Source organism: Microbacterium sp. Soil_C_42, assembly GCF_057656735.1.
This window is the reverse complement of the sequence record NZ_JBDGJU010000006.1, coordinates 1-12,279: the sequence shown is the minus strand read 5'-3', so window position 1 is coordinate 12,279 and position 12,279 is coordinate 1. Positions and strand designations below refer to the sequence as shown.

Annotated in this window: 12 protein-coding genes; 9 read left to right on the top strand and 3 right to left on the bottom strand. The window is 66.4% G+C overall.

Annotated features, from left to right (window positions below; all coding sequences use genetic code 11):
• Nucleotides 1-7 precede the first annotated feature (7 nt).
• Nucleotides 8-1,303, bottom strand: a complete 1,296-nt coding sequence (locus AC3A46_RS05650; RefSeq protein WP_487664224.1) for an alpha/beta hydrolase domain-containing protein — start codon at nucleotides 1,301-1,303, stop codon at nucleotides 8-10.
• A gap of 609 nt (nucleotides 1,304-1,912) precedes the next feature.
• On the opposite strand from AC3A46_RS05650, the gene AC3A46_RS05645 reads away from it, so the two are divergent.
• Nucleotides 1,913-3,334, top strand: a complete 1,422-nt coding sequence (locus AC3A46_RS05645; RefSeq protein ID WP_487664223.1) for an alpha/beta hydrolase domain-containing protein — start codon at nucleotides 1,913-1,915, stop codon at nucleotides 3,332-3,334.
• Between the two features lie 773 nt (nucleotides 3,335-4,107).
• The gene (locus tag AC3A46_RS05640) at nucleotides 4,108-4,488 is read left to right on the top strand and encodes a hypothetical protein (protein ID WP_487664222.1); all 381 of its coding nucleotides are present in this window, start codon (nucleotides 4,108-4,110) and stop codon (nucleotides 4,486-4,488) included.
• 277 nt (nucleotides 4,489-4,765) lie between these two features.
• Here AC3A46_RS05640 and AC3A46_RS05635 read toward each other — a convergent pair whose 3' ends face one another.
• Nucleotides 4,766-5,662 (bottom strand): helix-turn-helix domain-containing protein, encoded by an 897-nt coding sequence (locus AC3A46_RS05635; RefSeq protein WP_487664221.1) that lies wholly within the window; start codon nucleotides 5,660-5,662, stop codon nucleotides 4,766-4,768.
• A gap of 128 nt (nucleotides 5,663-5,790) precedes the next feature.
• On the opposite strand from AC3A46_RS05635, the gene AC3A46_RS05630 reads away from it, so the two are divergent.
• Together AC3A46_RS05630 and AC3A46_RS05625 are read left to right on the top strand one after the other, a co-directional pair.
• Entirely contained in the window at nucleotides 5,791-6,639 is an 849-nt protein-coding gene (locus tag AC3A46_RS05630; protein ID WP_487664220.1) for an aldo/keto reductase, read from the top strand.
• A 20-nt stretch (nucleotides 6,640-6,659) separates the two neighbouring features.
• Complete coding sequence (locus AC3A46_RS05625) at nucleotides 6,660-7,877, top strand: MFS transporter (protein WP_487664219.1); 1,218 nt, start codon at nucleotides 6,660-6,662, stop codon at nucleotides 7,875-7,877.
• Here the strand turns inward: AC3A46_RS05625 and AC3A46_RS05620 are convergent.
• Entirely contained in the window at nucleotides 7,861-8,184 is a 324-nt protein-coding gene (locus AC3A46_RS05620) for a winged helix-turn-helix transcriptional regulator (protein ID WP_487664218.1), read from the bottom strand. The two genes, AC3A46_RS05625 and AC3A46_RS05620, sit on opposite strands and share 17 nt — an antisense overlap.
• A 383-nt stretch (nucleotides 8,185-8,567) precedes the next feature.
• Here AC3A46_RS05620 and AC3A46_RS05615 point away from each other — a divergent pair, with 383 nt between their 5' ends.
• From AC3A46_RS05615 to AC3A46_RS05595, 5 genes are all read left to right on the top strand, one after another.
• Nucleotides 8,568-9,302 (top strand): hypothetical protein, encoded by a 735-nt coding sequence (locus AC3A46_RS05615; protein WP_487664217.1) that lies wholly within the window; start codon nucleotides 8,568-8,570, stop codon nucleotides 9,300-9,302.
• A gap of 13 nt (nucleotides 9,303-9,315) precedes the next feature.
• Entirely contained in the window at nucleotides 9,316-9,915 is a 600-nt protein-coding gene (locus tag AC3A46_RS05610; RefSeq protein ID WP_487664216.1) for a M23 family metallopeptidase, read from the top strand.
• A 21-nt stretch (nucleotides 9,916-9,936) separates the two neighbouring features.
• Nucleotides 9,937-10,233, top strand: coding sequence for a hypothetical protein (locus AC3A46_RS05605; RefSeq protein ID WP_487664215.1), 297 nt, complete (start codon nucleotides 9,937-9,939; stop codon nucleotides 10,231-10,233).
• Nucleotides 10,233-11,690, top strand: coding sequence for a hypothetical protein (locus AC3A46_RS05600; RefSeq protein WP_487664214.1), 1,458 nt, complete (start codon nucleotides 10,233-10,235; stop codon nucleotides 11,688-11,690). The genes AC3A46_RS05605 and AC3A46_RS05600 overlap by 1 nt, the downstream gene beginning before the upstream one ends.
• Nucleotides 11,687-12,279: SCO6880 family protein (locus AC3A46_RS05595; protein ID WP_487664213.1), on the top strand; the 593-nt coding region annotated here is incomplete at its 3' end. The genes AC3A46_RS05600 and AC3A46_RS05595, both read left to right, overlap by 4 nt.

The window sequence follows — 12,279 nt, the reverse complement described above, 5'->3', positions numbered from 1 at the left end:
CAGGCGGCTACTTCTTCGCCTTGCCGATACTCGAGCGCGCAGCCGCCCGGATCGTCTTGTCCGCGTCGGACTCGACGATGTACCCGGCATCGAGCGCCGCCTCGGTCACGTTGGCGACCTTCGACACGTACGAGCCGTGCGACGAGTACATCTCGGCCAGCTCCTGCGGGGTGTAGTCAGCCCAGGCACCCGCATAGCGGCAGAAGATCCCCGGGCCCGCCTGACGCAGGATCTCGACGCTCGGCACTGCGGCGTCTGCGATCTGAACTCCACCGATTGCGAGCCCACGCTCGTCGCGGGCGAGGGTTCCGTCCGCGTTGCGCTCGAAGTAGATCGACGGCGCTGCGGCGGGTCCGCCACGGACCCAGCGGTCCACTGCGACAAACGCGCCGCCGATGACCTGACCCACGCGGACGGGGGTTCCCGGCTGGGGGTTGGTGCAGCTGCCGGAAGCGGTGTGCCAAGCGGTGAAGGAGCGGCCGCCCGGCTGAGTGCCGTCACGGAGGAACACCGCATCGAAATACTCGTGCGCATACTTCGATCCGTGCGCCGATCCATTCACTTGCCACTCGCGGTTGTACGGCCCGGTCACCGTCGTGCGCCTCGCGCTCACGTCGGTCACGGTCCAGGAGGAGACCTTGACGAAGGGGATCGCCTGGTCGGTGCGTTCCTCAGCACCCCAGCCGTCCCAGTTGACAAAGCCGTCGAACGTGTGGGTGATCGGCTGGATCACGTTGTAGTAGCGCGTGATCGACACGCCGGCGCCGGACTGGCCGGTGAGGATGACCTTGGAGACATCGAGATCGGCGAACGGCGAGTCAGGCGACTCCCTCAGCGACTTCGTGATCTGGGAGACGATATCCCAGGCCATTGCGTCGCGAGGACACACACCGGGCGCACAATCCTCGGGCTCCACCTCGAGCCCCGCGTACCGCGCCGGCTGCGTCGCCACGATGTTGTCCACACCGGTCTTCTGCGCGCTGACACTCGCGTACGCGAAGCCCTCCGTCAGCAACGTGTCATAGCTCTCCGAGAACGTGAACTCGCCGTCGTTGCCCGTCGTCTGGTTGTACCACTCCACGATGAGCGTGCCGTTGAACTTGTCCGCTGCAGGCTGCCGGGTCACCACACGCGTGCGATAGTCCCCCGCGATCTCACCCTGCGTCAGCGAGGTCGCTGTTCCCGTCGACGAGCCCACGACCTCGCCGCTCGGATTCAGATACCGGTGCGCCTCACCCGAGGCGAAGAACTCCCGCTCGACATAGCCATAGGCTGCCATGTCGAACGGTGCCGCGGAGATCATTCGCGTCCCCGGCTTGTCCACCTCGACCAGGCTCGCATAGTCGCCAGGCTCAGCAGCGGACGCGGGCGTCAAGCCCGCTGTCAGCAGACCGACTGACAAGCCCAGCACAGCTACACCACCCACGGTCGTTCGTCGGACCTGCCTCATTGCGTGTCCTACCATCCGATCTCACCTTTCTCTTGCGGATCATGCCGTCACGACGGCCTCGCCAGACTCGCCGATCATGTCCCACCGCACTTGACAGCCCACGCAATTCACTTGCCCAACCGCGCAGGGTGAACCGCCGCCGCACACAACCAGAACGAGAGGCTGGTCGCTCGGCAGCCGGCCGGCAGGAAACGCCTGGCTGAGACGGCAAGCCCCCGCACTCCGTCGGGTCTGCAGCGAGCGGCCGTCAAGGGGACACCGTCAAGGAGGCGTGCGAACCCTGCACGCACAGTCAAGCGCATCGCATCCACGGCAAACAGGCGATCGGGGATCGGCATGAGACTGAGTGAGTCCGCGCTCATCGCGCTCGCCCGGCCACGGCCCCGAGCCCATCGAAAGGCAACAAGGATGTCGCACGTGAAATCACCAATGTCGGGGGCGAGGTTCCGCAGAGTTGCGGGCGTGCTGGCTCCCGTCCTCATGGCGGGTGCGCTGGTCGCGCTGCCGGCGTCGGCGCACGCGGCGGAGCCAGTGGGCAACGCCAGCCTCACCGAGGTCGAGGTGCCCGGCACCCGCATTCAAGGTGCCGCAGCCGTGGATCTGGCCGCTGCGGGCTACACCGAGACCGAGTACTACGCGACCGGGACGGCCAGCCGCTTCAATGGCACTGCTTCGACCACGACGACGGCGACGGTGCTGGACAGCGGTCATCCGTACACGACGCGGGTCGTCGTACGGAAGCCCTCGGCTGCGAAGTTCAACGGCACACTGGTCGTCGAGTGGAACAACGTGACCATCGGCGTTGACGGCGAGTTCGTCTTCGCGGAAGCGAACGAGTACCTGCTCCGTGAGGGCTACGCGGTTGCTGCCGTTTCCGCCCAGCGGGCGGGCATCCAGAACCTTAGGACTTGGGAGCCGACCCGTTACGGCGCGCTGAACGTAGATGTCAACCGCTGTGGCAATGACGGAACGGCGCTGTGCAGCGGAGACCCCCTCTCATGGGACATCTTCACCCAGGTCTCGAAGGCGGTCGCGGACAACAGCGGCGGCGCTCTGAACGGATTGGACGTCGAGAATGTCATCGCAACCGGACAGTCGCAGTCCGGCATCCGTCTGTCGGACTACTACAACACTATCCAGCCGATCTACGACTACTTCGATGGGTTCGTCTACCACGATCGTTCGTCGCAGCTGCGCGGCGACATTCCCACTCCTGCGGTGACGGTGAACTCCGACTCTCTCGATTCGCTCGGGATCTGGCCGGTGTGGACGTCGGGCACTTATACGCGCGTGTGGGAGCTCGCGGGCGGGACGCACGCTTCTGAATGGGGGCGTCAGTACATGGACCGGGTCTTCACGCGCGACCAGGCGCTTCTTCGGAATGGCGCGCCGATCACGTTCACGCAATGGCTCGAGCCCACGTGCGCCGTCATCGACACGGCGACCGGCGGACAGTTCGGCCCCGTCGACACCGGCTACGTCGTGGCTGCGGCTTTCGAAGCGGTACGGAACTGGATCCTCACCGGCGAGCCCGCTCCGCCGTCGATCTACTTCGACAGAGGTGCCTCAGGCACCCCGATCCGCAACACCCAGCACATCTCGTCGGGCGGAATCCACCTTCCGGAACTCGTCGCGCCGACGATGTTCTTCGACTCCTGGAACGGCCCGCCGTACCTGTTCCCGTGCGCCGTCGGCGGCTACCACCGCGACTACACCGCTGACGAACTGAAAGCGATGTACGGAAACCATGGAAAGTACGTCTCACAGATCAGCCAGACCGCTGAGCAGCTCGTGGCGGCCGGGTACATGCTGGAGTTCGACGCCAAGGCGGCGATTGCCAGGGCGGCAACGTCGGATGTCGCGAAGAACGACAAGAAGAAGTAGCGGAGGAGGGCATCCAGCGTGTGAGCGGGTGGGGCGTGGACGCCTACCCGCTCACGCGCACATTGCTGTCCTGGCGCGATGGGCGGACCGACGTCTCGTGGGGGACGGCGGTCTGGGCCAACCACGGAGAGAAGGCGCGTCGCATCGTGTTCCCTCCTCGAGCCCGCCGCCACACAGTCGAAAGCAATTGTCCATCGCTGGTCCGCGGTGGAGGCGTTCCATCGTTCGCAAGTGAATCAGGTTCCTGCACTCGTGCGAGGATCGACCACGATGGCGGTGTGAGTGTCCGGGGGCATGCCGTTGCGCGCGCGGAAAGAGCGCGCGCGATGGCCCGCTTCGGCTGAGGTGTGTCTTCCGGTGCGGGTTCTCAGATCGAACCACTCGCGGCGGCCGCCCATGCGTTGGAACTTGGGAGCGCGACCTTTCCGCTGTCGTCCGCAGGGCCACCTCAGCACCGATGTTTGTCCTGGCCGCGCGATTCCCTAGGTCGGCGGACTCGGCCCGCTGCTGCCTCTTTCCGATCTGCTCGGCCCACACCGAGTTCAGTTTCGCCTTCAGCTGATCGCTACCCCGTCTCGCCAGGGGCGGGCACAGTCCATACCTTCCTGGCACCGTCACCTGCGGGTAGCACTGCGGTCGCCGTGTCACCGCTTCGGCATGACATGACCACGCGCAGCATGAGATCATCACCGATATCAAGGTGGCACCGAGACGCCGATCTGAATGACCCGCGTGGTGGCACGCGAGCCGCTCAAACGAGGGAAGCGATTATCATGCCCGCCGACGCCGCCATGAGACGGCAGCTCGTCGCGGTGTGGACTCAATTCCGCGAAGCGTTGAAACGCGGCGAGGTTCGGGTCCTCGCAGGTTTGCTCGCGGAAGACTTCGCTCTCGAGCATCTGGCGATGGGGACTGAATCGCGGGACAGATGGCTTCTTCGTATCTGCAGAGGCGAGATCTCGTATGACGAGATCCGGACGGCGATGATCGACGTCAACCTCGACGACGCGAGCCGTCCCGTTGTCTTCGCACGCACGATTACCGAGACGACCGCCGGGGGACGGCACGAAGTAGATAATCTCCGCTGGCGGGTCGAGCTCGAGTGGCACGCGGAGCGCTGGATCGTTTGCCAGGCGGAGCAGACCGAATGGTGAGGAAGGGTGCCGAACCCGACCGTCACAAACTCCCTCCCGGTCACCATCGGCGCCGCATCGCCCGCCTGCCCACCGCGCCGATACGACAGCGGTCCCTCGGTATGTGCGGGCGGGAAGCATCACACAACGGCTCGGCTCACGGAAACCTCCTGGCGCCTCCGGCCCGAGCTGCTCTATACGGGATCACGCAAAACGAGGCGCGTCAGCCGACGTCACAGAAGATTCGGCACGTGTGCGCGATCGGGCGGTCATCAATTCGCAGGCCAGGCGGTAACGTTCAGTTTTCGTCGGAGGCTACGGGTGCGGGCTCGCTTTCCGCTGCGGTCGATTCAGCGGTGAGGCTGCCGAGCAGCGCGAGGCGTTCTGCGGATGGGGTGCCGGGTTCGGCGGTGAAGGCGAACATGGTCCATCCGGGGTTGTCGGGCAGGAGCATGCCTTCGTAGGCGAGTTCCAGGTCGCCGACGGCGGGGTGGTGGATGCGTTTGGTGCCGGCGCGGTGGTGGCGGACGTTGTGGGCGGCCCACCGTTTGTTGAACTCGTCGCTGCGGGTGATGAGTTCGCCGATGAGGTCGCTGAGTCGTTTGTCTCGGGGGCTGCGGCCGGCGTAGAGGCGGAGGGTGGCGACGATGTCGTCGGCGCCGCGTTCCCAGTCTGGGTAGTAGTTGCGGGCGGCGGGGCTCAGGAAGGTGAAGAGGGCGTTGTTGCCGCCGTTGCTGCTGGGGTCGTCGAAGATCGGTGCGTACACGGCGCGGCCGAGCGGGTTGCCGGTGATGAAGTCCATTCGTTCGTCCCGGATCCATACCGCGGACCCGGTGATGGAGTCGAGGAAGCGTTGCAGGCTCGGCCGCACCGTCGTAACTGGCACGGGCGTGCGGCGTCGGCTGGGTGAGACGGGTTGGGCGGCGTGGGCGAGGTCGTGCAGGTGGGTGGTTTCGGCGTCGTCCAGGTGCAGCACGCCAGCGATGGCGTTGAGGACCTCGTCGGAGACGCCGGCGAGGTTGCCGCGTTCCAGGCGGGCGTAGTAGTCGACACTCACCCCGGCAAGGAACGCGACCTCCTCGCGACGTAGCCCGGGGACTCGCCGGTTGCCGCCGCCGATGATTCCCGCCTCGGTGGGGCTGATCCGGTCGCGGCGGGTGCGGAGGAAGTCACGGACTTCGGGGTTCGTGTCCATGCCAACCACGCTAAGTGGTCGACGGTCGGGATGGGAGGACCTGGCAGTACGTGGAACAGCAGCACCTTCTCCCGCGCACGGGAAGCGATTGAACTTGGTGTCATCACCTCACGGAATGGAGCGGGCTCATGCAGACCGTCACTTTGAACAACGGCATCCAGATGCCGATCCTCGGCTTCGGTGTCTTCCAGGTCGGTCCGGAGGAGACCGAAGCTGCCGTGACGTCGGCGCTTGAAGCCGGGTACCGGCTGATCGACACCGCCGCGGCGTATCAGAACGAGGAAGCGGTGGGCGCGGCGATCGCAAAGTCCGGCATCTCCCGCGACGAGTTGTTCATCACGACGAAGCTGTGGGTGCAGGACGCCCCGGCCGAGCAGAACACGGCGAAGGCGTTCGATGCGTCGCTGCGCAAGCTCGGCCTGGACTACGTCGACCTCTACCTGATCCACCAGCCGTTCGGTGACTACTACGGGCAATGGCGGGCGATGCAGAAGATCACCGCCGACGGTCGTGCCCGCGCGATCGGCGTGTCCAACTTCCAGGCGGACCGGCTGATCGATCTGATCCTCAACAACAAGATCGCACCGGCGGTGAATCAGATCGAGACGAACCCGTTCCACCAGCGGACCGCCGACCAGGACATCCTCAAGGCCGAGGGGGTGCAGATCGAGTCGTGGGGACCGTTCGCGGAGGGCAAGAACGGCCTGTTCAGCAACGAACTGCTCGCCGGTATCGGGGCGAAGTACGGCAAGTCGGTGGCGCAGGTCGTGCTGCGATGGATGATCCAGCGCGAGGTCGTGGTCATCCCGAAGACGGTGAGCCCACAGCGGATGGCGCAGAACCTCGACGTGTTCGACTTCGAGCTGAGCGCCGACGACATGACCCAGATCGCCACCCTCGACGAGGGCGACTCGCAGTTCTTCGACCACCGTGACCCCGAGATGGTCCGCTGGCTCAGCGCCCGCCGCGTCTCCTGACCTCACGGGTTCGAACACGTATGAGCTCGCAGACCACGCACGGCACCAGAGTGGTGAGGGGAGTCTTCACGCAGGGCGCGGCGTTCACGTGGGGGCTGCAGTTCGCGTTCCTGAACGCCGCGCTCGCACTGCTGCTGTCCACACTGCTGGGCGCGTCCAACGCGCAGATCGGGCTCGCGCTCGCGCTGTACAACGCCAGCGGGTTCGTCGCCGCGATCGTGATCCCGGCGTGGGCGGACCGCCGCGGCAGCTACCTGACCTGGATGCTCGTCTGCGGCACCCTCACCCTCGCCACCGCCGCGGTACTCGCCTTCAGCGGCTCGCTCACCGTCGCGATCGTCGGCCTGGTCGTGCTCGGCGGCCCCGCCGCGGTCGGCTCCTCACTGTTCTTCGCGTACCTGCGCTCCGCCGGCACCGGACGCGCCGCCGTGATGAACACCCGCGCGATGGTGTCCGTCGCCTGGGTCACCGGCCCACCGGTGGCGATGCTGCTCGCCGGCGCTCTCGGCATCCGCAGCGTACTCATCGCGATCGTGATCATCGCCATCGCGGGCATCGGCTCCGTCCTCGGCCTCCGCCGTACTGCGGCGCCAGTCACACTTGCGGGCCATTCGCCCACGGATGACGCGAATGCTGCGTTGCCGCGGGGAAGGGTGATCGCGATCGTGGTCGCATTCGTGCTGCTGCAGGCGACGAACGCGACCGTGACGTCGGCGATGACGCTCTACGTCGTCGACACGCTGCACGCGCCGGCCGTGTGGGGTGGGATCGCGTTGGGTGTCGCCGCTCTCGCCGAGATCCCCGCACTGGTACTGCTGGGCCGCCTGAGCGACCGCTTCGGCCAGATCCCCCTCCTGCTCGCGGGCATCACTGTAGGGATCGCCTACTACCTGGTCATGACCATCGTGCGTGACCCGATCGGTCTCGCCGCCGCGCAACTCTTGAACGCCTGGTTTTTCGCCACCGTCGCCGGCATCGGGCTCACCCTCTTCCTCGACATCATCCCGCGCCCCGGCCTCGCCTCCGGGCTCTTCACCAACACCCGCCGCATCGGTGCCATCCTCTCCGGCGGCATCTTCGCCATCGCCAGCACACCAGCCGGATTCACGGGTGCGTTCCTCGTCTGCGCCGCGCTCACCACCACCGCGCTACTAACCACGGTGCTCGCGACCCGAGTGCCAAAGCCCGTTCGAGGCTGGCGGCAGATTGGCCGCGTTCGGACTAGAACTCGCCGATAGCGGCGCCGAGGCGGAGGTACAGGTCGGTGACGGCTTCGTTGTTGACGCTGTACCGCACGACGGTCCCCCGCCGATCGACTCCCTTTGCCCACGGTGGCTCCGAGATCACGAGCCCTGCGGCCTCGAGCTCGTTGAGCCGAGGCTGCACGGTGGTAGTCGGAAGGGCGAGCGTGTCGCAGATCGGGCGGATGGTCGCGCCAGGATTCGATCGCAGGTAGCGCAGGATCGAAGCCTTGACGAGGTTGCCCAGAAGCGCGATGGGATCCTGGGCGTCCTCGGAGCCAGCTGGCTGCGCGAGTCGTGGCATGGGTTCATTGTGTCGTAAGCGAAGCGCCACGCTGAAGATGTTTATACGATTTAGTCGTATTCATATCGAGAATACTGCTATACAGTGTTCCCATGACAGGCACGAGGTGGCCCAGAACGGCGGCATGGCTGGCACCTTCGCTGAGCCTGTCCCCCGAATGGTGGACAGACATCCACCTGATCATCGGCATAAAATTCCGCCCGTCTCGAGGTCGCCGTGCTCATTCCTCCCCAGCGGCTGCCGTCGGAAGATTTGTCCACAGATTTCGGCCGTCTGAGCTTTCTGACGATGACCTCGTGCGTAGACTGCGTCCACGGCGACCGTCCCCCAGCGCGTCCCGTCCGCGCACGGTTGCCGTCCTGGATGATCAGGAGGGCTGACCGGTGACGACGAACCAGACCTCAGGACGCCGCGGACTCGTGTGGGCAATCGTCGGCGGCCTGGTGCTCATCGCCGGGGTCGTGGCGATCGTTGTCAGCTCTCTACTTGCGCAGCCCACGCCCGATCCGACCGGAATCGGCTCACCTCCATCGACCGAACCGACAGCGACGGCGGAGGCTCCGACTGGTGAGGTCGTCGATGCATCGGTTGTCGATCAGGGCTGGCTCCCGGAGCCGATCACGACGGACCGCGAGGTGTACATCCGCGCCGCCCTCCAAGCAGCCACGACGTTCGACACCTCAAAGAGCACCCGCGAGGAGTGGCTCGACTACCTCGACACCTGGTTCACCCCCGACACCCGCTACACCTCGGAAGCAGACCAACAGACATCTGTCGACGACGCACAGGTCGAGTTGCGAACAGGAGTCGTGCTGCCTCAGGAGGAGTGGGACTCACTGGCCAGCGAAGACGGACGTGTGGTCGCGACGACCACGAGTGACCTCGTCTATGTGCCGGTGACGGATGACGCGTCGGGTGACATGTCGATCGGCACGTCCGATGTGACGTTGACGTTCAGCCGGTCGGATGGCAGCGGTGGGGAGACGTCGTATGAGGAGCAGGTGCGGGTGAGCGTGCAGGTGCTGTGCGGTCCGGGGTCGGTGCCGACACCGGATTCCGCGCAGCGGGCGGGCGATTGCAAGGTGGTCCGCTACTTCACGGAGCCGTTGGAGCCCTGACATGGGAGCCCCGGTGATCACCGCCGCAGCCCTCAACTCGAGGACTGGCCGGAAGATCCTGACAGGGGCCCTCCTGATCGTCGCGCTGGTCGCCGCGCTGCTGCTGACCCCGTTGCTGGCGATCCCGTTCGCCGTCGCCGGCGGCGCCGCAAGCACGGTGCCGACGAACGTCGAGGCCGCACCGGTTGCGAGCGGGGAGTGGGGGTTCCCATTGGGTGGCGGGTATTCGAAGGGGCGCGGGTTCGGATACAACCCGGTGCAGGGGTGCGGGTACTGCTCCACGAACCACCGGGGCTATGACATGGCCCAGGGCTGCGGCGCCACCATCTACGCCGCCGGTCCCGGACGGGTGATCACCGCCGGGTCGTGGCAGGGCTACGGCAACGCGGTCCGTATCGATCACGGGGACGGGCTCGTGACGCTGTACGGGCACATGCAATGGGGATCACTGCGCGTCTCCGTGGGCGACCACGTCGTGGCGGGGGCGCCGCTGGGGGCGGAGGGCAATACCGGCAAGTCGTTCGGGTGCCATCTGCATTTCGAAGTTCAGAAGTCCGGAACTCCGGTAGATCCGGAGCCGTTCATGGCCGGCCTCGGCCTGCAACTGAAGTAGCAACCAGCAAGGAGCAGCCCCATGCGCACTCACATCGTCCCGGGTGATGTCGACGTCCCCGACATCCAACCGGACTTCTCCGCCCCGTTCTTCCAAGGCTTCCAAGTCGTCGCGTCCTACATCCTGGCCGGCGCGATGCTCGTGGTGCTGATCATGTTGATCATCGCCGGCGCCGCGCTCGCCTTCCGGGGGCTGGCTAACGATCGGGTGAGAACCTGGGCGGGCGAGAACATCCTGTGGATCTTCATCGCCGCCGCCGTGCTCGGCGCCGCATCCGGACTGTTCGCCTGGTTCGTGAACTTCGACTTCGGATTCTGATGAACCTCCGCTGGCTGCTCCGACTCGGCCTCGCCACAGGCCTCGCGATCGTGCTCGGATCAGGTACCGCCGCTAATGCGGCCGTCGTGGAGACTGCGGCGCCGGTGTCGATGGCCACCGTGACGGGAGAACCGTGGTCGGCCCCCGCAGCGCCGGTCGATTGCCAGAACGCCAGCGGGCAAGTCACCTGCACGCCGACAGATCCGACCAAGGTCACCGCGCAGCAGTGCTTCATGGGCGTCGCCCTCGCGGGCCAGAAATCCACCGTCTGCACGACGTATGAGGGACACATCCCGGCGATTCAAGCCGACGGAGGAAAGGCGCTCACAGTGAAGTACGGGTGCAGTCTCGGCGATGCGGTGTGCCTTACGTTTGAGAACGCGGGGCAGGGGATGGCACTGACCGCGACCGGGGTGATGTTTCTGGTGGCGGACAATATGCGATTCGACACCAGCACGTTGCTCTGGACGGCGGCGGTGGATCAGTGGTCGTTCTGGCAGTGGGCGATCCTGATCATCACGTTCGGGGCGATGGTGTGGGCGATCGCCGCCGCCGTGGTTTCCGGTGACCGGGAGGAGCTGGTCGGCGTGCTGGTGCGGACGTTCATCGCGATCCCCGCGGTTCCGCTCACGTTGTGGCTGACCGGGCACCTGCTCAACGCGGTCGATGACATGACCTGGTACATCCTCAACGGCGACGGCCCGGCGTCGTTGTACTCGACGCTGCAGTCGGTGATGTGGGCGGGCGGGCAGGCGAACTACTTCTTCGCGTTCCTGATCCACGGGCTGCTGATGCTGGGGATGTTCTTGCTGATGTTGGTGTTCGCGTTCCGCAACATCGCTCTCGCCGCACTGATCATGGTCGGCCCGGTCGCCTGGATGCTGTTCCCGGTGCGCCGCATCGGCCCGCAGTGGGTCGTCGGATACCTCTCCGCGGTGATGGTGCTGCTGCTGACCGCGCCGCTCACGATCGGGTTCGTCACGCTCATCGTGCAGGGTCTTGCGTCGGTGAAGACGATCTGGAACCCGCAGTCGTGGCCGCTGCTGATCGGGCTGGTGTTGGTGGCGTTCGCGCCGTTCGCGATCTTCGGGCTGTTCAGCTTCACCGGCGCGGTCGCCGCCGACAGCATCGGATCGCGGCTCGGCTCCCACGGTGGCCGGATGGCCGCCAACAGTGCCCGCGGGGTCGCCGCCATCCCCACCCGCCTCGGCGGACTCCCCTCCGGGGTCCGCCCGTCCGGCGCCGGCCCGTCATCCAGCGGACCGGCCGCGAAGCCGGCGGCCGCGCGGTCCGGGCAGGCGAACTCGCCGCGCGGTGCCGCCGCGCCCGCGCAGGGTCGCACGCCCGCCCCGGGTGGTGGTCGCCCGTCGACCTCATCGGCTCCGCCATCTCCGTCGGTGAGGCCGCCGTCGTCACCGTCGCCGCAACCGCCTCGCTCTGAGGGCAGCCCGTCATGAGCACCACACCCGAGTACCTTCGTCCGGTGCGGTTGCCGCGCCGGTCCCGGCAGGGCGTGGTCATGGGCATGGACGGGTGGCAGATCGCGTTCCTCACTGCCGCCGCCCTGGTGGTGCTGGTCTTCGTGAACCGGTTCGGTCCGCTCGGCCTGCTCTACGGGGCACCGCTGTACCTGCTGTTCGGGATCACCGCACTCACCAGCATCCACGGCGTCTCCACACCGCGGATGGCGGGACTGTGGCTGATGAAGCAGGTCCGTCACACCGCCGGCGCCACCAGCCAGACCTTCCGCCCCGAACAGCCGCGCCTCACCGGGACGCTGAACCTGCCGGGCACCCGGGCGTCGATCCAGTTGTGGGACAGCAACGGGACGGCCGCGATATACAACCCGCACGACCGGTCCGTGAGTGTGATTGCGGAGCTGGAGGTGCAGGGGTTCCTGATGCACGACCTGCCGGAGCGGTTCGACCTGGCGGAGCAGTTCGACCGGGTCCTCGGGCCGTTCACGCAGCGGCCGGGGGTGAAGCGGGTGACGCTGCAGGAACGCACCCTGCCGACCACGATCCGTGCCGCGCGGGAGCATTACGA